This window comes from Candidatus Neoehrlichia procyonis str. RAC413 (assembly GCF_000964795.1).
GTDB lineage: Bacteria > Pseudomonadota > Alphaproteobacteria > Rickettsiales > Anaplasmataceae > Neoehrlichia > Neoehrlichia procyonis.
In genome coordinates this window covers 838,292-860,240 of sequence record NZ_LANX01000001.1, presented here as the reverse complement: position 1 = coordinate 860,240, position 21,949 = coordinate 838,292, and the positions used below count along the sequence as shown (strand labels likewise).

At 28.9% G+C, this 21,949-nt stretch carries 16 protein-coding genes and 2 tRNA genes; 10 read left to right on the top strand and 8 right to left on the bottom strand.

Going from position 1 to position 21,949, the window contains the following annotated elements:
• Positions 1 to 6: 6 nt before the first annotated feature.
• Positions 7 to 1,023 carry a phospho-N-acetylmuramoyl-pentapeptide-transferase gene (gene mraY, locus NLO413_RS03160; protein ID WP_045809058.1) on the bottom strand — a complete coding sequence of 339 codons (1,017 nt, stop codon included), beginning with the start codon at positions 1,021 to 1,023 and terminating at the stop codon, positions 7 to 9.
• A complete protein-coding gene (glnA, locus tag NLO413_RS03155) occupies positions 1,024 to 2,442 on the bottom strand; it encodes a type I glutamate--ammonia ligase (RefSeq protein WP_045809057.1) in 1,419 nt (472 codons plus the stop codon).
• A 200-nt stretch (positions 2,443 to 2,642) separates the two neighbouring features.
• On the opposite strand from glnA, the gene NLO413_RS03150 reads away from it, so the two are divergent.
• The 4 genes from NLO413_RS03150 to NLO413_RS03135 all read left to right on the top strand — a co-directional run bounded on the left by NLO413_RS03150 (position 2,643) and on the right by NLO413_RS03135 (position 5,577).
• Positions 2,643 to 2,715 (top strand) — tRNA-Lys (locus NLO413_RS03150).
• A gap of 21 nt (positions 2,716 to 2,736) precedes the next feature.
• Complete coding sequence (gene tyrS, locus NLO413_RS03145; protein ID WP_045809056.1) at positions 2,737 to 3,987, top strand: tyrosine--tRNA ligase; 1,251 nt, start codon at positions 2,737 to 2,739, stop codon at positions 3,985 to 3,987.
• A 32-nt stretch (positions 3,988 to 4,019) separates the two neighbouring features.
• Positions 4,020 to 5,231 (top strand): 5-aminolevulinate synthase, encoded by a 1,212-nt coding sequence (hemA, locus tag NLO413_RS03140; protein ID WP_045809055.1) that lies wholly within the window; start codon positions 4,020 to 4,022, stop codon positions 5,229 to 5,231.
• 151 nt (positions 5,232 to 5,382) lie between these two features.
• Entirely contained in the window at positions 5,383 to 5,577 is a 195-nt protein-coding gene (locus tag NLO413_RS03135; protein WP_045809054.1) for a hypothetical protein, read from the top strand.
• Positions 5,578 to 6,039: 462 nt separating this feature from the next.
• On the opposite strand, the gene NLO413_RS03130 is transcribed toward NLO413_RS03135, so the two are convergent.
• Positions 6,040 to 6,399, bottom strand: a complete 360-nt coding sequence (locus NLO413_RS03130; RefSeq protein ID WP_052690383.1) for a YraN family protein — start codon at positions 6,397 to 6,399, stop codon at positions 6,040 to 6,042.
• 66 nt (positions 6,400 to 6,465) lie between these two features.
• Here NLO413_RS03130 and secF point away from each other — a divergent pair, with 66 nt between their 5' ends.
• Positions 6,466 to 7,371 carry a protein translocase subunit SecF gene (secF, locus tag NLO413_RS03125; protein ID WP_045809052.1) on the top strand — a complete coding sequence of 302 codons (906 nt, stop codon included), beginning with the start codon at positions 6,466 to 6,468 and terminating at the stop codon, positions 7,369 to 7,371.
• Between the two features lie 41 nt (positions 7,372 to 7,412).
• Positions 7,413 to 9,155, top strand: coding sequence for a penicillin-binding protein 2 (mrdA, locus tag NLO413_RS03120; RefSeq protein WP_045809051.1), 1,743 nt, complete (start codon positions 7,413 to 7,415; stop codon positions 9,153 to 9,155).
• Between the two features lie 903 nt (positions 9,156 to 10,058).
• Here mrdA and NLO413_RS03115 read toward each other — a convergent pair.
• The 4 genes from NLO413_RS03115 to NLO413_RS03100 all read right to left on the bottom strand — a co-directional run bounded on the left by NLO413_RS03115 (position 10,059) and on the right by NLO413_RS03100 (position 13,835).
• Positions 10,059 to 10,130, bottom strand: a tRNA-Cys gene (locus tag NLO413_RS03115).
• A 3-nt stretch (positions 10,131 to 10,133) separates the two neighbouring features.
• Entirely contained in the window at positions 10,134 to 11,036 is a 903-nt protein-coding gene (locus NLO413_RS03110) for a class I fructose-bisphosphate aldolase (RefSeq protein ID WP_045809050.1), read from the bottom strand.
• A 249-nt stretch (positions 11,037 to 11,285) separates the two neighbouring features.
• Positions 11,286 to 12,503 carry a pyruvate dehydrogenase complex dihydrolipoamide acetyltransferase gene (locus tag NLO413_RS03105; RefSeq protein WP_045809049.1) on the bottom strand — a complete coding sequence of 406 codons (1,218 nt, stop codon included), beginning with the start codon at positions 12,501 to 12,503 and terminating at the stop codon, positions 11,286 to 11,288.
• A gap of 990 nt (positions 12,504 to 13,493) precedes the next feature.
• Positions 13,494 to 13,835, bottom strand: coding sequence for a hypothetical protein (locus tag NLO413_RS03100; RefSeq protein WP_052690382.1), 342 nt, complete (start codon positions 13,833 to 13,835; stop codon positions 13,494 to 13,496).
• A 307-nt stretch (positions 13,836 to 14,142) separates the two neighbouring features.
• Between NLO413_RS03100 and guaA the strand changes: the two genes are divergently transcribed.
• The 3 genes from guaA to gshA all read left to right on the top strand — a co-directional run bounded on the left by guaA (position 14,143) and on the right by gshA (position 18,681).
• A complete protein-coding gene (gene guaA, locus NLO413_RS03095; protein ID WP_045809048.1) occupies positions 14,143 to 15,708 on the top strand; it encodes a glutamine-hydrolyzing GMP synthase in 1,566 nt (521 codons plus the stop codon).
• 39 nt (positions 15,709 to 15,747) lie between these two features.
• Positions 15,748 to 16,983, top strand: coding sequence for a citrate synthase (locus NLO413_RS03090; RefSeq protein ID WP_045809047.1), 1,236 nt, complete (start codon positions 15,748 to 15,750; stop codon positions 16,981 to 16,983).
• 486 nt (positions 16,984 to 17,469) lie between these two features.
• Positions 17,470 to 18,681 (top strand): glutamate--cysteine ligase, encoded by a 1,212-nt coding sequence (gene gshA / locus NLO413_RS03085; RefSeq protein ID WP_045809046.1) that lies wholly within the window; start codon positions 17,470 to 17,472, stop codon positions 18,679 to 18,681.
• Positions 18,682 to 19,439: 758 nt separating this feature from the next.
• On the opposite strand, the gene holA is transcribed toward gshA, so the two are convergent.
• Positions 19,440 to 20,462 (bottom strand): DNA polymerase III subunit delta, encoded by a 1,023-nt coding sequence (gene holA, locus NLO413_RS03080; RefSeq protein WP_045809045.1) that lies wholly within the window; start codon positions 20,460 to 20,462, stop codon positions 19,440 to 19,442.
• Between the two features lie 263 nt (positions 20,463 to 20,725).
• Between holA and NLO413_RS03075 the strand changes: the two genes are divergently transcribed.
• Positions 20,726 to 21,949 (top strand): lipoprotein-releasing ABC transporter permease subunit, encoded by a 1,224-nt coding sequence (locus NLO413_RS03075; RefSeq protein WP_045809044.1) that lies wholly within the window; start codon positions 20,726 to 20,728, stop codon positions 21,947 to 21,949.

Below are 21,949 nucleotides of genomic sequence, written 5' to 3'. Positions count from 1 at the left end.
TGAATATTATGACGATAAATGAATAAAAAAGGTTAACGCGATGATTAAAAAAATAAATGAAATAATCCAGAATTTTACAACAATAGTTGATTCTTTAAATCCTTTCAGTTCAAAATGATGATGTAAAGGTGTCATTAAGAAAGCTTTTTTACCTTTTGTAATCTTGTAATATACTACCTGTACTATTACTGATAATGTTTCAATAACAAGTAATGCTGCTGCAATAGAGAAAATGAGCTCGTATTGTAGCATTACGCTGATTAATCCAAGAGCTCCTCCTATTGATAAGCTGCCTAAGTCTCCCATGAATATTTTTGCTGGAAATGTGTTAACCCATAAAAAGCTTAAAGAACTTCCTATAATTGCAGAGCAGAATATTAAAATGTTATTTATTTCTGTATGATTGCTTGTAAGATAGGCAACAACTCCTAAAAAAGCAAATAACATTATAGATGGGACTATTACTAGTCCGTCTAATCCATCAGTAAGATTGACTGCATTTGAAGTGCCTACAATAGTTGTGGTTACGAATGGTACATATAGATATCCTAAATTTACTAGTGTACTAGATAAAAGATGGGTGTGCGTAAAATTTTTAGTTGTTAACCCTGTTATTATTATGCCTATAAGTGCAATTAAAAATTGAAAAATTAGCTTTGTTTTTACTTTTAGGCCGTGAGAATTTTTTTTTTTTATTTTTAACCAATCATCTATACCACCTAATATGGCAAATGTAACAAATACAAATAATATTACCCATATATCGTAACTTGTTAATTTACAAAATAGCAGGGTTGAAATGATACTTGGCATTACAATAATTAAGCCACCCATAGTTGGGGTATTTTTTTTAATTAGTAAATGTTCTTTGGGGCCATCATTACGTATAGGCTGTCCATTTTTTTGTAGTTTTTGTAAAATACTGATGATGCACGGTAATGTAATAAATCCTATGCATAAAGATATCAGTAGGCAAGTCAAACAATAAGTTATGTTTGTAGTTATCGCTAAATACGAGAACATTTATAGACTATAATAATTAATAAACTCTATAGGATGTGGGTAAGAATATAATTCCTGGGCTTCTATTGTTTTAAGCTTAATATATGAGTCAATCTGTTCATTCGTAAATACATTGCCCTCTAATAGGAATTCTCTATTATTATCAAGGTGTAATAAAGATTCTTCTAGAGAGTTAGCAACAGATGGAAATGCTGATAACTCTGCTTTATCTAAAGTATATAAATTTTTTTCAATAGCTACTCCCGGATCTATTTTATTTTTTATACCATAAAGTCCTGCCATCAATTGTGATGCAAAGCATAAATATGGATTAGCTAAAGGGTCAGGAAAACGTACCTCAATTCTTTTAGCTTCCATATTACAGTTAGGCACGTGGGGAATACGAATAGCAGCTGATCGATTCTCGTAAGAATATACTAGGCAAATAGGTGCTTCAAAGTGCGGTACTAGCCTTTTGTAACTGTTTGTTGATGGATTAGTAAATGCATTAATAGCTTTTCCATATTTGATAATTCCACCTATATAGTGAAGGCATGTCTCAGATAGACTACCATCCTTATTAACGAATATATTTACACCATTTTTCCACAAAGATTGATGGCAATGCATACCGCTTCCATTATCATTATGTACTGGTTTTGGCATAAAAGTTGCAGTTTTATTATAGGAGCTTGCAACATTACGTACAATGTATTTACATTTTTGTACGTTGTCAGCACTTAATACAAGCTCATCATATTGGAATCCTACTTCACATTGAGATGTAGCCACCTCATGATGATGTAGCAAAGGTATCATTCCAATTTCGCTAAGCATTGTTAGTACTTCTGAACGTATATCATGTAGAGCATCAATGGGAGGAACAGGAATATATCCACTTTTAGGTTTTTGATGATGGCCATGATTATTGTAAAATTTTTTGTTGTCACTAGAGGAAATGTTACTTTCTGAAGATTGTAGCTTGAAATATGCTTGGTAAGCGTTTATGTTAAATTTTACATCATCAAACACAAAGAATTCCATTTCTGGTCCAAAATAGCATTTATCTGCAATAGATGTAGAAAGCAAATATTGAGAAGCCTTTTTTGCAGTATATCGTGGGTCTTTAGAGTATTCTAATTGATTATGTGTATTGATAACGTTGCAAATTATAACTATGGTTGACTGTGCACAAAAGGGATCAACAAAAGAAGTTGTTACATCTGGAAGAAGTATCATATCAGATTTTTCTATAGATTGCCATCCAGCAATTGATGAGCTATCAAAATTAATACCTGAAGATAATGTTAAAACATCTAATGAACAAGTACTGCGTGTTATATGGTGCCACTTGCCTAATAAGTCTGAAAATCTTAAATCAACGAACTTGATAGAGTGCTTATCTATGTAATTTAAAAAATCCTCTATCGAAAGAAACATAATGGTTTACCAAGTAGTATTGTTAGCAGAAGTGTATCAAGTTTCATAATGCTCCGCAATATTAGAATGTACTGTATAGTAATTATTTTGGTAAAATAATAAACATTTGGTAGGAGTTTGTTGTTGTTTGTGTGGAAAAAATCTTTACTTTGCTTAATAAAGAGTTTATCTTTAAAGGGTAGTTCATTCTGTTGTTATAAGATCCCGTAGCTCAGTCGGTAGAGCAATTGACTTTTAATCAATGTGTCGCGCGTTCGATTCGCGCCGGGATCACTTTGTATAATCTGTACGATCATGAAAGTTAAATCTGACTTTTTAAATTTATTATGTACACGTAAATATTTGTATCAGTCTACTAATTTATTAGCATTAGATCACTTGATGCACTCAGAGAAAATACATGCATATGTAGGATTTGATTGTACAGCTAAGGGGTTACATATTGGCAGTTTGATACAAATTATGATTTTAAGGCATTTGCAAAAGTTTGGGCACAAACCAATAATTTTGCTAGGAGGCGGTACAACAAAAATTGGGGATCCTTCAGGTAAAGATAAAACTAGAACAATGTTATCGTCTTCTGAAATTTTAAATAACATGCAGGGTATACGCAAGACTATTAAAAAATTTATTGACTGTGATTCATGTGAAAAGTCTTCAGCAATTATAGTAGATAACTCTGAATGGCTAGATGATATGAATTATATTAAATTTTTATGCGATATAGGCAGTAAATTTTCTGTTAATGTTATGATGAATTTTGAGAGTGTTAAAACACGGCTTGAAAGAAAACAAAATTTGAGCTTCTTAGAATTTAATTATATGTTGCTTCAGGCTTATGATTTTGTTGAACTGCATAGAAGATATAATTGTATGTTACAAATAGGAGGTTCAGATCAATGGGGTAACATTGTAAGTGGGGTAGATTTGGGAAGGAAATTAAAATTACCTGAACTTTTTGGTATTACTACATGTTTATTGTTGACATCTTCAGGTAAGAAGATGGGTAAAACAGCAACGGGTGCAGTATGGCTTGATGAAGAAATGTACAGTCCTTATGATTACTGGCAGTACTTTCGTAATATACATGATGAGGATGTTGGTCGTTTTTTACGTTTTTTTACGGAATTGTCGGATAGTGATATAAAAGAGCTTGAAAGCTTAAGTGTGAAAGAGATTAACTCAGTAAAAAAGATATTGGCTACAGAAGCTACAAAGATATGTCATGGAGCTGAGGTAGCTAGTTGTGTTGCTGATTCTGCAGTTAAGATATTTGAGCACAATGACGATACATTGCTTCCGGTTATACAGATAAGTAAAGAAGACATAGTTTCAGGTATGTCTATAATTAAGTTATTGCAACTTTGTGGTATTGCAACAAGTAATAATAGAGCACGTAAATTAATAAATGATAGAGGATGTAAAATTAATGGAATTGTTGTGGAAGATTGTGCCCAGATGTTGTACATTGATCAATTCTATGCAAAAGGATATGTAAAGTTATCCTCTGGAAAGAAGCGTCATTTAAAAATAGTAGTAAAATGATAACTAAATAAAAGTAGTTTTGGAAGTGTAATATGATAGATTATGAAAAAATATTTTGCGATAAAATTATAAATATAAAAGCTGAAGGTAGGTATAGGGAATTTACTGGATTCTCACGGATTTCTGGACAATTTCCTTATGCTGTTGAGTACCAAATGGATAATAAAGTTACCCTTTGGTGTAGCAATGATTATTTAGGTATGAGTCAGAATAAGGAAGTAGTATCTGCTGTCAAAAATTTAGATGTTAATATAGGTGCAGGGGGTACACGAAATATTGCTGGTACTACAAAAGAAGTTATAGAGCTGGAAGAATCGTTAGCAGATTTGCATAATAAACCTTCGGCTTTAACATTTGTTTGCGGTTATGTAGCTAACCAGACAACTATTAGCACATTGCTTTCTATTATTCCTAATATTGTAGTATTTTCGGATGAAAAAAATCATTCTTCTATGATAGAAGGTATTAGGTTTGGAAATAGGGTAAAGTATATATTTAGACACAATGATACTGAACATTTAGAGGATTTATTAAAATCTGTTGATATATCTCTTCCTAAGATTATTATATTTGAGTCTCTATATTCCATGGATGGGGATATTGCTCCTATAAAGGAAATTTGTGATCTAGCTGATAAATATAATGCAATGACTTATTTAGATGAAGTACATGCTGTAGGTATTTATGGCAAACGTGGAGGTGGAATATCAGAACGTGAAGGATTACAAGACAGGCTTACAATTATTCAAGGTACCCTTTCTAAAGCCTTTGGCGTAATGGGAGGTTATATAGCGGCTTCAAGGAATTTAGTAGATGTTATTAGAAGTTTTGCTCCTGGTTTTATTTTTACAACAGCAATATCTCCATTGATTGCTTCATCTGCTAGAGCAAGTGTAGAATATTTAAAGGTAAGTAATGTTGAAAGAAAAAAACATTATGAGGTTGTGAAAAAAGTTAAGTCTGCCCTTTTTAGTGCTGGGATTGACTTCTTATATACTGATACACATATCATACCAATTATTGTAGGAGATGCATTAACATGTAAGAATATTTCTACTGCTTTATTGAAAGATTATCAGATATATATTCAGTCAATTAATTACCCAACTGTTCCTATAGGGACTGAAAGGCTTAGAATTACTCCAACTCCGTGTCATACTGATCAAATGATAGAAAAGTTAATAGAAAGTTTGCTCAGTGTTTTACATAAGTTTTCTGTACATTTGATTAAGAATTATGCTTGAGATTCTTTAATGAAGTATATTTATAATGAATTGTATACTTTAAAATTTTAGGAGATCCAGGCAATTTTGGCCTGAATGATTAAATCTATTCTTATAGTTTTGGAATTAGTTTCCTGATTGTATTGTATGATTTAATGCTATATAATTAAGAGTGGAAGATATTTTACTACTTTATGAAAAAGTAGTATTAGATTATGTGTTCAATAAATTGATTATTATTGAAAAATTTATTGATTGTAATTCATATGAAGCATCTTTAGTAATTATAATTCTGTATGGTGAGATGATCTTAATTATAAAAAGTCCCACTTTTTCTATAGATGTGGAAATGCTTAAGGTTATTTAACTTCATAGTATTGTGGTTGATTAAAATAAAAAGTTAGAGAAGGGGTGGAGAATGTGTATTTAAGATATGTGTCTATTGAAAAGTATGGCATGAATCATATACAATATTATTAATTATATTACTAAAAGTACAAGAATTGCATAAATTAATAATTATCTAATATATAAAACTAATTATGTAAGAGAAACTGTGACTTACAGATTTTTCATATTTATAATACTTTTGAATACATACTAATATTAACAGGTTTGTTTTAGTCAGCATGGTTGCTAGCGGTTATATGACTCTTATACTACGATTCAGAACATATATTGTATGTTTATAGTTTTTATTACTTGTAGAATTAAATTTTGTAAATGAATATATTTTAGCATTGAGGACTAGTAATATTAATAGTGTATTACTCTAAAATAGTAAATTGTGTAGTGTAGGTTAATCTATAATGTATAAAATATGTGCGGTTTAATTCTTGTTTTCTGTCCAGGCATTTATAATATGTATAGGTTTGTGTTGTAATGATACAAAGCATGCATCAAATCTTATTTGATAAGCATTGAACTTTGGATAGTAATAGATAAAATGTCTAGCAGTTTTTATAATTGCGTGACGTTGCCTATAAGTTATAGGTATGCCTGCACAGGAAATAATGCTGGTTTTTACTTCTATAAATATTAGGATATTTTTTTTAACTGCAATAATATCTATTTCTCCTAAAGGGCACCTGTATCTGTGCTTTACTATGGTATATAGTTTTAGTTTCAGAAATAATATTATGACGATTTCTCCTATATATCCAATTGTATATGGTTTTATTAAGCTCATGATATTTTACTTGAGTGAGCTGCTTAAATAACATAAAATAAGGCTTTGTAAACTTAATTTTGAATTGTGGCTCTACGTATCATTTCTGATAGTACGAACATTGATTTTGTTAGATATAGTACTTATGCACTTTTTTGTAGTGCTATGCTATTATTATTTGCTATTACTATTGTCCTCTTTAGAGGAATACATATAGGAACAGATTTTGCTGGAGGTATGGTTATTGATTTACGTATAGAAAATGAAAATGTTACTTTAGGAGATCTAAGGAGTATTTTACAAAAAAATGGGTTAAATGGTTTTTCTATACAAGAATTAAATAGTAATAATAAGGAATTTTTGTTGAATTTTAAGAGTTTTGATGATTCAAATGGTTCAGAGATAGTTTTACAAGTTAAAGAAGCGCTTAAAAATATTTCAGGTAATGTAATATATAGAAAAATAGACTATGTTGGTCCGCAAGTAGGGCATGAACAAATTATTGAAGGGATTTGTGCTTTGATATGTTCCTTATTAGGTATGTTTTTATATTTGTGTTGCAGATTTAAATGGCAATTTGCTGTTGGAGGAGTTGTAGCATTGATTCATGACGTTGTTTTAACTTTGGGCATGATTAGTGTTGTTGGTATTGAATTTAACTTGACGTCAACTGCAGGTTTATTAATGATAGTAGGATACTCAATCAATGATTCTGTAGTGATTTATGATAGAATACGAGAACTAGTAAGAACATCTCAGCATAGTAAAAATTTGCATGATATTATAAATATTAGTATTAATTCTACATTATCACGAACTATATTAACTTCAGGTACTACTTTATTAGCTACTGTACCGTTAGTTCTATTATGTAAAGATTCAGTAAGGGATTTAAGTATTATAATATTTTTTGGTATTACAGTTGGTACTTATTCTTCGATTTTTATCTCAGTAACTCCATTTATGAGGAGTTTACAAAAAGAATATAAATAGAGTGCTTTAATTGGTGGAATTGTATTCATATTTAATACAAAATGAAAAATAGGATTATAAAAAAACTATATAATCGTAGGATAATTATACTTATGGGGTTGCAGTTAGTAACGGTTTCTGTATTAACATCACGGTTATACTATCTCCAGATTGTTAAAAGAAATAAATATCAAATTTTATCAGATAATAATAGGATTAGAGAAACATTTCTTTTGCCAATAAGAGGTAAAATTCTTGATAGAAATAATGTAGAATTAGCAACAAATAAGTTATTGTATAAGGTGTTATGTGAGATTCAATGTGTTAAAGATGTTGATGGTTTATTGGTGGAGTTGTTAAAGCTTACTAATAAGCCTATCAAATCAGAGCTAATTCATCAGATGAAAAATAATAAAGCTAATATTATTACAATTTATGAAGAGATTGATTGGTATGAGTTATCTAAAATAGAATTTAATATAGAAAAGTTATCTGGTGTATATGTAGTGCCTTTCTATAAACGTTATTATCCTTTTAGCAATGATTGTGCACATATTATTGGATATATTAAAAATATACAAGGTAGTGATTATAATCAATACAATGAAATTAGAATGGGGGTTACCGGAATAGAATATACCGATGATAATAGATTAAAAGGTGCTCTTGGATTTGTGAAGCATGAGGTTAATGCAAAAAGGAAAATAGTACGTGAGTTATCACGAATTGAAAGTATTTCTGGTAATAATGTTAAGTTGACATTGGATATTTTATTACAAAAAACAATATCTCAAATGTTAAATGGTAATAACGGTGCTGTTGTAGTGCTAGAGATTGAGACTGGTAATGTACTGGCGTTATGTAGCTCACCATCTTATGATAATAATATGTTCATTAATGGACTATCTTATAAGTCTTGGAATAAGATTAACAGTAATCATTCTCTTCCATTGATAAATCGTGCTATTGCTTTACAGACTGAACCTGCTTCTACTTTTAAAATTATTACTGCTCTTGCAGCTTTAAAGGATAATGTTATTGATGTTAATAAGAAAATTTTGTGTACAGGAAGTTTATTTGTTGGAGGTAGAGAATTTCATTGCTGGAATCATAGAGGTCATGGATGGATAAATATGAGAGATGCGATAGCTTCATCATGTAATGTTTATTTTTTTACTATTGCACAATATATTAACATTGAAATAATATCTAATATTGCTACAACATTTGGATTTGCACAAATGTTTAATACGGGATTACTAGAGGAAGTTATGGGTATTGTACCTGATAAAGGTTGGCGAGAAAGTAATTTGTCGACTGCATGGAAACTAGGAGATACTTTAAATATAGTAATAGGTCACGGTTATTTGTTGGTAACACCTTTGCAATTAGCAATAATGATAGCTAGAGTAGCGAGTGGAAGAAAGGTTATACCAGTATTTCACTATGATAAGAAATATCAAAAATTTCTTCAACTTGATGTTAATAATGAACATTTACGTTTTGTACAAAATGCTTTGTTTAAAGTTGTGAACTCTTCAATAGGAACTGCGTCAAAATATTTACGAAGAGCAGGTGTGCCAATATTGATTACAGCTTCTGGGAAAACTGGTAGTGTTCAAGTATCAAATATAAAAAGTGATGTAAAAAAAAGGGATCATGGGATATTTGTTGGTTATGCGCCGTTTAATTCTCCTAAGTATGCAGTTTCAGTATTTATGGAGCATACAGGAGGTGCAGGTAAATCTACAGTATTAGCTCAAAACGTTTTTAATTACATGCTAGTACATGGATTCTTTGATTAGAAAAGCGTTGTTATTGTATTGTCTGCGTAAAACTAAAGAGCATGTGAAAAATATTAAGATCTTGCTAATAGTTATATTAAGTTGAATTTAAATTTTCACTAAAATAACAATGTAATTTTAGTGAAAATTTTGGATATGTACTATCACAGTTTGTTATGCTTATGTTTAAAGATTATTGTAATATCGTTAATATTTGAGTGTTATAATCATAACATTCAAACATTTTGTTAATTATAGTATATATTTAAGCAATAGTATTGTTAGTGCATTGCATGTTATTACTAGTAGGTACTTTTTATAAGTATTGTACTTGATAATTGAGTATTAGAATTTTTTATTAGTACGAAAAAGGTATGTATTTATAAATAATCTACTTTTCTTTTTATTTTGCATTAATTGTTGTATTTCAAATTTATTGTAATTGATTGTAGCTGACTTATAAATTGAATGTGTTTTATATAGTATTTTAACATAAAAATATATATTTTAAGTTTGAGTTGTGAAAGAAATTAAGGAATGACCATAGGGCTGTAGACTATTTTAGCTATATAAAAAGTAATATTAAATTTTTTGTTATTTAGTAAAGTTTTGCTTTATGAAACATATTTATCATGTGTTAATCAAGATCTTAAACATGAATCTACAAATTTTAGTCTAAATCTGCTTGTATATTAGCTAGATATTTAGTGATTTTTTATATTTTTATTTTAAGGATTTTATAAATTACATAGAAATATAAACAATAAATACCTAATTTATTTACTTTTTATATAAATAATGAGATAGCTAATTTTTTGAAGAAAGCTGCTTTTGTTACTTATCACATGATATAACATTTTTCGTTTTAGAGAGAGTGATTAAGATTATTTGATTGATTTTATTATACTTACGAAAAAAAAGGAGAGGCCGGGACCGGAATTGAACCGGTATAAAAGGATTTGCAGTCCTCTGCATAAGCCACTCTGCCACCCAGCCTTATTATCCATTATAAATTTTTACTATATTGTCTACCATTGAAATAGCATCTTTTTTTGTTCTTTGAAAAGAATTACGACCTATAATCGAACCATCTCCTTGTCCATATTTTATTGCTTGGCACTCCTTATATAAGCTATCATCGTTTTTTACTTCTCCACCTGAAAATATTACTATTCTCTTACCATTAAAACAGGATTTCTTAACATATGCAACTCTTTGTGATAGAGAGGAAATATCACAGTTAATACTTTCTTTCTCAATATGACTTGTTGGTAGCTTGACTTTTATGATGTTTGCACCAAGCAATGCAGCAATATGAGCACCATATGCAATTATATCAACTGCAGTTTCACCTGCTTTTGAGATATCTCCTCCGCGTGGATATGACCATATAACGACTGCTAAACCATAAGATTTAGCTTCATGTATTAGGCTCTTTGCTTTACATATCATTGACAAGAAATGATGCGAACCTGGATATATTGTAAGACCTATTGCTACGCATCCTAATCGTAAAGCATCATGGACTGAAGCAGTAATCACTTGAGTAGGATGACTATCTTTTGGTAAAAGAGCACTAGAGCTATTTAATTTTAAAATAAGGGGTATAGACCCTGCATAGGTAGATGCTCCACATTCTAACATACCAATAGGTGCAGCATATGCACTGAATCCACATTCGATTGCTAACTGAAAATGGTAATATGGGTCATAAGAATCAGGATTTTGACTAAAACTTTTTGTAGGACCATGTTCAAATCCCTGATCGACAGGTAATATTATAAGTTTTCCACTATTTCCAAGTTTTCCATGAAGTAACATTCGTGCAAGATTAGTTTTTACCCCAGGATTTTCACTATCATAAAAGCCTAAAATAGATTTAACTTTATTACTTAATTCCACAATAAACTTACCCAAGTATAGAAACTAGCATGTAATTGAATGAGTAACTTACCCACTCTATAGTTTAACAAATTTTTTATTTACTACAAGTATAAAACTATAGTAAATATACAGAACTTATTATAACTCAGAGAGGAGGGTTCTTTTTTACTTTTAAAATGTGTTGTATCTTTTTCCTATGATATTGTGTATATAGGTAGTTAAACTTAATGCATAATAACATTAATTAACTACTTACTAAAAATGTTCTTATATGAACATTGTAATAGGATTTTCTATATAATTTTTAAAACAATTAAAGAACTTTGCAGCTAATACTCCATCAATTACCCTATGATCAATTGATAATGTAACAGTCATAACATTTGCAATAATGATATTACTATCTATAACAACGGGTTGCTGCTTTGATTGTCCTACTGCCATAATACATGATTGAGGAGGGTTGATAATTGCTATAAATTCTTTTATTTCAAACATGCCAAGATTAGATATAGTTATACTGCCTCCTTGAAATTCTTTAAGCTGTAACCTACCATTTCTTGCCTTTGCAATTAAGGCTTTTGCTTCGTGTGATATTTCAGATAAAGATTTCTTATCGGCATTAGTAACTATAGGTGTAATTAATCCTCCATCATCTGTAGATACAGCAAATGATACATCAATATTTGTGTGTTGTAGTATTTTATCATTTATCCATGATACGTTTATACTAGGAAATTTCTTTATACTTAGAGCTGTAGCTTTTATTATGAAATCATTAACAGTGATTTTATTGTTAATGTCTATGTTGTTAACTTCAGCTTTAAGTTTTAGTAAATTGTTAACGTTGCAATCTATTTTTAAGTAAAAGTGGGGTATTGTTTGTTTAGACTCTGCTAACCTATGTGCAATAACTTGCCTTGTATTGCTAACTTCGATAAAGTAGCTGGTAACGTCATTATTACGTGTACAATTCTGATAATTTTGTATTGCTTCTAAAACATCTGCTTTTATTATTCTGTTATAAGGACCCGTACCTTGCTTTATCGTACTAAGATCAATAGAAGATTCATAGGCAATTTTTTTTGCTAAAGGGCTTGCTTTAATTCTTGTTTGTTGCTGCCTTGTATTATTGGCTAAATTATCAGTATTTATTGTAGAAATATTTGGTTCACTAGAGACATGAGGATGATTTGTTAATGATTCTTGCTTATAAGATTTTATTAATTGTAGATCATTGTCATCAATACCGACAAGAGCAATTAACTGATTTACAGGCACATTCTTACTACCTTCTTGTGATAGTATGATTCCAATTATTCCATCTTCATCAGCATATTCAAATTCCATCACTGCTTTATCGGTTTCAATGTCAGCTATAACTTCTCCTGCCTTAACTGTGTCGCCTTCCTTCTTGTACCATTTTACTATGGATCCACTTTTCATAGTAGGGGATAATGCTGGCATGAGTATTTCTATTGGCATGTCACATTTTTAATGTATTAATAAAAAGTTCTTTACATTATTAAGAGCTTTATGTCAATTGTAATCGTAAAGCAATTCAGAATATGATTAAGATATTGATAATAACTGATAAAAAAGCTGTAATACATAATTTTGTACTTATCAGTTTTTATGATTGGCTTTGGATATCATGCAAGAGGTTATTTGTGTATTAGTACTATATACACTACTATATGGGTGGTAAAGTTATCATGATATTTTAGATTTTGTAAATTATCACGGCTATGATATTTAGAAAAATGATTTTGTTGTAAAAAATAATATTGGTAATGTTGGTATATTTTTGGAATAAGATATATGAACTATATTTCAGTGTATAATGTCTTTTTATGGCCTTGTACTTTGTAAAGCTTATAGTGGATGATTAACTTATTAAGGTAGTATATTTACATACATGATTGTAGTGATATGCCTGATTAAATAAAAAACCCAATGATAAATACAAATATTGGGGATCTATTATTTACTGTATCATAGATGTTCTAGTTTTGAATACACTGTATGTAGTTTATGTACAGAACTCTGATTAATAAAAATGCTCAAGAATAAGGTTGTAAATAGGTTATGAAGAATTTAACACAAAAGTAATATCTGCATATATATGTTATATTTAATGGTTATTATGGAAAATAATTATTAAAGTGATAAATATGGCTGACTTATGGTCTTTCTTAGATACTTTTTAAAACAAGATTAAAAATCATATAAACTAAAAGTTGGTAAGAGTGATAAAGAATATGTGCATATGAGAATAGTAGTATTGTGATAAATGGGTGGAATTGTTTTATAGATTGCTTTTATTATGGAATGCTAAAAACCTGTATTTTTATAGAATTTAAATAATACCTAAAGTACATTTCGGCAGTTTATATTTTTCTTGTATTTGTAAGAGTTCTTGTTTAACTAAAAATGTAAATGTTTAATGTAAATTAACCCTATAATGTTTATTTCTCAATGAGAAGCATTAATAATTTTTTGTATATGTGGCAACATTATTTTCATAAATTTTTTTGTTAGATCTTCTTGTAAATTATCAGGTAATCTTTTTTCTTGTGATGCAACGTCTATTAATGGTAGTAATACTTGGTTTAATTCTGGGATCACATCTTGAATTTCTTTTTTCATCAAATTTCTCATATTTTGATCTATTATATCTCCGCATTCATCTTCTATACATTTGATAACATTGTCTATATCTTGATCTGTAGGTTGATTTTCTTGGGACGTTGCATGTGTGGTTTTAGAGGTTTGATTTTTTGCATTTTTAGAAATATGTGATGATTCGGGATACATATTATACCTTACTTTAACTATGATGTTATTGTATCGTGTATTTATTAATAAATTATGATTTGTTCAGGGTGAATTGTTATAAATGTTAGCTAAATAATGTTAGCAAAATATTAAAGATAGTAATTTAAATTAAGTAGTTTTGCTGTGTTAGTAGTTTTATTAATAAAACTTTACATTATTATGTATATGCAGTATCACTCATAAAAAAACTTTACTAGCTAAATGTCTAGGATATTGTTACATTTTGCGTGTTTTCTTATTAGTATGTTGCTGCAAATTGTAAAAGGCCAAATTTATAAGGTGTTGTATGTCTAAAATAGCTATCATCGACTTTGGTTCGCAAGTAACACAATTAATAGCAAGGAGAATAAGGGAACTAAATGTTTATTCTGAAATTTTCTCTTATGATGATAATATTAATATAAAAGATTTTAGTGCTTTTATTTTGTCCGGTGGACCAGGATCAGTGCGTAATATATTGGAAATACCTAAAATTGTTTTGGATATACTTGCACTAAATCAAAAGACATGTGTTCCAGTATTAGGAATATGCTATGGTGTGCAAATTTTGGGGTTATGCTTTAATTCTTTAGTAGTGTCTGGTTATAGAGAATTTGGAAGAGTACAGCTTAGAATTGTTAAAGAATCAATGATTATAAAAGGAGTATGGGCTCCTAATGATAAAGTGGATGTATGGATGAGTCATTCAGATAGTTTATCAACTATTCCTCAAGGGTTTGAAGTAATTGCTTATAGTGTTTCTAATGATGTAATAGCAATGATTAGTAATGAAGAACGTAAAATTTATGGTATGCAATTTCACCCCGAGGTTACTCATACATGTAATGGTATGAAGTTGTTTGATAATTTTTTAAATATTGCTCAATGTAACAGAAATTGGACAATATCATCTTTCTTTCAAAAACAGATGAACACTATTAGAGATAATGTTGGAGATAAAAAAGTAATTGCTGCGATTAGTGGAGGCGTGGATTCAAGTGTAGCTGCAGTATTGTTGCATAAAGCTATTAAAGACCAGTTGCATTGTGTTTTTATAGATAATGGATTACTACGTAAAAATGAAAGTATAAAAGTAAGGGATATTTTTACTAATAAACTTAACATACCAATATGTTTTTTGGATGAATCGGAATTGTTTTTAAGTAGATTAAGTGGAGTAGTTTATCCTGAGGAGAAGCGTAAAATTATAGGAAATACGTTTATTGAAGTCTTTGAATTATATGCAAAGAAGTTAAATAATGTAAGTTTTTTAATGCAAGGTACAATTTATCCTGATGTAATAGAATCAGGTACTGCAAAAGGTGTGAAGATAAAATCACATCATAATGTTGGAGGGTTACCTGAAAAAATGAATTTTTCACTTATTGAACCTTTAAGATATTTATTTAAAGATGAAGTTAGGTTATTGGGTGAAACACTTGGAATTCCAAATGAAATATTGAAAAAGCACCCGTTTCCTGGTCCAGGATTATCGGTGAGGATAATAGGGGAAGTAACTTGTGAAAAAGTGCGTATTCTTCAAGAAATAGATGATATTTACATTAATCTTATGACAGAATATGGATTATATGATTGTATATGGCAGGCTTTTGCTGTGTTGTTGCCATTAAAAACCGTTGGTGTTATGGGTGATAGTAGAACTTATGGCTATATTTGTGCATTAAGAGCTGTTACTTCAAGTGATGGTATGACTGCAAATAGTTTTCCTTTTGATGAAAATGACAGTAATAAGTTAAAATTTTGTGATTTTTTACAAAAAGTTAGTAATGCTATTGTAAATAATGTAGAAGAAGTAAATAGAGTAACGTACGATATAACATCAAAACCTCCATCAACAATTGAATGGGAATAACTTCGCTTTTTAATATGTCATGATTATATTAGGTATTGTATGGTTAAAAAAGCAGTATTAAGTTTGGATGATGAACAGGTAGAACTACAAGTATTGCATGGTAGTTATGGACCAGATGTGTTGGATATAAGTTCTTTATATAGGAGTTGTAAAGTTTTTGCCTATGATCCAGGCTTTATGTCAACTGCTGCTTGTGTGTCTAAAATTACTTTTATTAATGGTGAAGAAGGTATATTGCGATATAGAGGCTATAATATTGAACATTTAGTAAATATGCAACATAGTTTTTTAGAAATTGCATATTTATTATTTTATGGTGCTTTACCTAATAAGGATGAGTTTGAGGATTTCTCTTCTAATGTTATAAAAGAATACTCTATACCTCAACAAGTGTGTGATGTCGTACAGTCTTTTCCAAGAGATTCACATCCTATGGCTATTTTAAATGCATGCTTTGCTGCATTATCAGCATATTATCATGGTTCAGAAATAGTGAACGACTGTTTAAAGTGTGCTACTTTATCAATTGCTAAAGTGCCTAGTATTATAGCTACAATTTATAGACATGTAGTTAATAAAAGTATTGTTTTATCTCATAAAAATTTAAGTTATAGCAATAATTTTGCCAGTATGATGTTTTTGGATTTTGATGATGATGAAGTAAATAATGTTATCGCTAGAGCTTTAGATATTATATTTATTTTACATGCAGATCATGAACAAAATGCATCTACGGCTGCTGTAAGGCTTTCAGGATCTGCAGGTGGAAATTTGTTTGCTTGTCTTAGTGCTGGTGTTGTAACTTTATGGGGACCAGCTCATGGTGGTGCAAATGAAGCAGTTGTTAAAATGTTGATAGAAATAGGTGATCCCAAAAATGTGCAACAGTTTATCCAAAATGTTAAGGATAAAAAAAGTAGATTAATGGGTTTTGGCCATAGGATATATAAAAATTATGATCCAAGAGCGCGTATTATGCAGGATATATGTAATAAAGTTTTAGAAAGTTTGAGGATTAATGATCCACTTCTAGAAGTAGCATTGCAGTTAGAGTCTATAGCTTTGAAGGATGATTATTTTCTTGAAAGAAAATTATATCCTAATATAGACTTTTATTCTGGTCTTATTCTTAAAGCAATAGGTATACCTATAAATATGTTTACAACATTATTTGCATTAGCTAGAACTGCTGGATGGTCAGCGCAATGGTGCGAAATGAAAAGTGATAATAATAATAAAATATGTAGGCCGCGCCAATTATATACAGGAATGTAAATACTTTAACGTATTTGTGATTGCAATAAACAAATACATTTTATAATGAATGATTTTTGCTATATTAATATGGGCAATATTGTGCATGTTTAATAGTATTAACGGGTATTTCTTAAAATTAATAGACGTAACTATTTGTAGTATACTTATATTTTTATTTTAGTAATTATTTGGTTTTTACATTTTGGCTAGTAGGTATTTGTTGAGTTATTTAATACTTGACATAATTTCAATTTGTGAGTACCGAAATATGACATAAATTAAGTTAGTAATGCGCATTATAAATTATATAGAATGCGTGATAGTATATAAAATTTTTATAGTTATTAAGTTATTATTTATATTCTGTAATGTACTTATTAATTTGTTGCATTAGAGTCTTTATTTTTGCTAGACTGCTTATGTTAAGATGTTAATGTAATATTACTGTTTGTTACTGTGTTGCTTTATATGGGTTGTTAAAATTGTTGTTGTAGATAAATATTAATGCTTGATAAAATATTAGAAAGTGTGCTTGCAAGGTATGAGCGGGAAATAGAAAATTGGTTTTCGGAGAAATTTTTATGTTATCCACCAATTTTAAATACTTCTGTTGATTTACGAAATTCAGGATATAAAATTGCTCCTATTGATACCAACATTTTTCCTGCAGGGTATAATAACTTTAATACTAAATCAAAAAATTATGCTGCAAATTTGTTACGTAAGTATTTACTTAAGTATGATAATTGTAAAAAGATATTAATTATTGCAGAAGAATGTACACGAAATTTAAAATATATAGATAATATTATTGCACTTAAAAATATAGTAAATATTGCTGGATTTTATGCTGTAGTAGGAATGTGTAATATAGGTCATGATATTCAGGTTAATTCTTCTGCAGGAAAGATCTTAAATGTTCAATGTATTGTTAATCAAACAGGGATAATTCAAACTAATTGTGGGTTTGTTCCGGATTTAGTTTTAATAAATAGTGATATGACAAATGGTATACCTGATGTTTTGCAAAATTTGTCGTATCAGTATGTAATGCCATCATTGTGTTTAGGGTGGTTTTGGAGACGTAAATCAAGACACTTTAGTATTTATAAAGCTATATCTTTAGAGTTTTGTAAAGAATTTGGTATAGATCATTGGTTGATTTATGCATTATTTGCAAGTTATGAAAATTTGTGTTTTTTTAATAGCCAAGATATAGAAAATATTGCTAATGGGGTTGAGAATTTAATATCTAAAATTAAGGAAAAGTTTTTACTTTATAGCATTAAAGAATTACCGTATGTTTTTGTTAAGGCTAATAATGGTACATATGGTATGGGTATTATTACTGCCTATGGAGGAGATGATATATTTAATCTTAATAAAAAAAATCGTAATAAAATGCGGAAAATCAAAGGCGGTAAAATTGTTAACAGCGTACTTATTCAGGAAGGTATATTAACTATTGATCGATTTAATGATTATGTATCTGAACCGTTAATATATTATATAGGAGAAGATCCTGTATGTTGTTTATATCGTTATAATACAAAAAAAGACATATTTTCTAATTTGAATTCTTCCGGTTGCTGTTTTATTGATATAGGTTATCAAATGGTAAAAGAAAAAAGGAAAATTTGGTATTTGGTAAGTAAACTTGCAGTTTTATCAGCAGCAATTGAAATGTATGAATATGAAAAGGATATGGCAATATGAAAGTAGTATTGTGCTGGAAAGTATTCAAAAAAAAAGTGAATGCACAAGCCTGTATTGAATGATTGGCTTTATGGTAAGTGTTTTATAACTTCTACAAGTTTTTTAAATAATAAGTATTGTTATATGTTTTTAAGCTATTGTAAAATTTTATGATATTACAGATTAGCATTTTCTAATAGTAGAATTGTTATGGTAAGTTTGTATAGTAACTATTTATTATGCTGATATTGACTTTGTTATATAGTTTTCAGTCGCTGCTACAACAAAAGTTTGTTTAATATAAATTATGGTTCTTTTTGCAGAGAAGAAACTTTAGCTTGATATCTATATTAGAAATGGCAGTATATTTATAAATTTGAACAGTAAATTGGTAGTGTATTAATTTGTGTAATTTTACTAGACATAAGTTGATTTTGTAATATTTAATATAAAGTTAATGCTGTGTTCTTAATTCCAATGTGATAAGCTTAATTAATATGAGAAGGTTTTTAATGTTGGGTAGATTATTCCTAGCTAATATTTTATATATACATACTGTGTAACTGATTTTGATTATTATTGCTGTTGATATTTAACAAAGAATTATAATGGATAGGTAAATTGGGTAGTTACCATTAACTTATTAAATATCAGAGAAAAAAAGTGCTATTTACTTTTTAAGTATGGTAACATCATGGTAGTTACAAAAAAGAATTCTTTATTGTAATGTTATGATAGTGATTATAAGATTGCTATGACGCTTATTTTTGAATGTTAATTTAATTTTTACTAATAACAGTGGAATTAATTATGGTTGTCATGTAATACTTAAAAATAGTTTTTTGGATTGACTCAGATTTCTTGCATTGTATTTCTATCTCTAATAGTTTATTGAGTATATCATTAATATTTTGATATTTAATTATGGTAAGATGTTTTTTTACTGTTGGTATTAGCTTGAAAAATATAGGGGGATATATTTCTTGAATGGCTTTATGTACTGATTGACCGCTTTGTACTTGTCTCGATAGGTGTTCTAATTGCATGAAATACTTTGCTATAACTCTAGTTAGAGTTATAGGTGTAAACTTACTTTGTAGTAGCAGATCAGTAATTTGAATAAAGTTGGGAATGTTTTTTTCAACTATAGAAATGTATAAGCTTTCTAGTGTGGGATTTAATTCTGTGGAAAGGCTTTTATTTATATCTTCAATAGTAAGTTTTTTTTTATTTCCAATGTATAGCAAAAGTTTGTTAAGTTGTGATAATATTTCTGATTCATTATTATAGAAGTATTTGTAAATGTATTGTATTACAGTGTTGTCATATTCTATTTTATTTGTGGATAAAAAATCTTTAATAATATAATCAAGGTTTTTATTGTCATTTTTATAGCATCCTATAGATGCTGAATCAATGGAATTATTGTAATAAGTTTTTAATGGAGATGGATTTGATAGTTCTCCAGCTATAATTATTATATAATTTTGTTCAGAATTATTTTGATTGATAATATTTTTAAGTTCTTCATTAAAGGGTTCTTTTGCATTTGTAATAATGAGCAATTGTTTAGTATAAAACATTGGTATTGTTGTTAAGTTTAAGAGTAATAGCTCAGGATTTTTGTTAATTGTTGTGAATTCTATTTTGGTTATTGCATAATCATTATTACTATTAATATGATTAACTATTTTTTTAGTGTAAATATTAATTTTACAGTTATCATTGCCATACAGTAGTACTTTACAAAACATTTTTGGATTACGTAAAAAATTCTGTAACTTTGATGGAACAATTTTCATTTTTATTACTGTTATTTTTTAATACTGGAGAATAGCTATATGACTATATATAATAAACTTTATTGTGCTTATAATTACCCTATCATAAATTCTATCCTATATACATAAAATTACACTGTAAAATTTTTTTTGTGCTACACTAAAATTTGTAGTTTTGCCATGTAGATAATTTTCATTTTATTATAATTGATGCATACTTTTATATGAATTGCTACTTTTTTTTAATCATGATATAAGTAAACTTTATAAAATTGCTTGTAGAAGTGTCCTTAAGACTAGAATTAACGTTAGCATTGCGGTATTTACGAGCAAAAAATAGATATTGGTTTTGTTCGATGGTTACTATGCTCTCAGTTTTGGGTATAGCATTAGGTGTAGCTGCATTAATTGTTGTTATGTCAGTAATGCACGGGTTCTCTACACAGTTGTTAAATAGTATTTTGGGTATGAATGGGCATATTACTGTTTATTGTGACGGTGATGATTATCGTAGTGTTGCTAATTCTATTAAAAACATTGAAGCTGTAACAGCAGTAATCCCTATAACTGAAAATCAAGTAATGATTCAATCAAATAATAAAGTTTTAGGAGCTGTAGTAAGAGGTATTGATCAACAGGATATAATAAATAAAAAAGTTCTTTTTAATAGCATAGTAGATGGAAGTGTAGATAAATTTAATCAAGGGGTAATACTTGGTGCAAGATTGGCAGAAAACTTACAAGTGAAATATGGAGATAGTGTTACTATAATTTCACCAGATGGTTTTATGACAATCTTAGGATCAATTCCAAGGGTAAAAACATATAAAGTAGTAGGATTGTTTGATATAGGGATGTATGAGTATGATAATACATTTATATATATGCCTATAAAATTTTCACAAATTTTATTTAAATATGGCAATAAAGTTAGGTATATTGAGGTGTTTTTGAAAGACGTAAATAAGTCTTCGGAAATATTAAAGTTAATACAGAATAAAGTCAATTATAAGCTTGAAGATTGGAAAATACAACAAGGACAATATTTTCGTGCATTACAAATTGAAAGTAATGTGATGTTTTTAATATTAACGCTAATAGTAGTTGTTGCAGCATTTAATATTATTTCTAGTATTTCAATTTTAGTACAAGATAAGAAGCAAGCTATTGCAATTATGCGAACTATGGGTGCAAGTAGATGGTGTATAATGAGAATATTTTGTATATGTGGTACTCTAATAGGAGTAGTGGGTACGGTAATTGGCTGTATGATGGGTATTGGATTTTCCTTAAATATTAATAGAATAAGAATATTTTTTGAAAGTGTAACACATAGTAGTCTTTTTGATCCTATAGTGTATTTTTTAAGCAGTATCCCTTCGGAGTTGTTAATGGAAGATGTGGTACGCATTTCTGCATTAGCTATAGGTATTGCTTTTATTATAGCGATACCTCCTTCTTTAAAAGCTGCATATCAAGATCCAGTAAATATTTTAAAATATGAATAG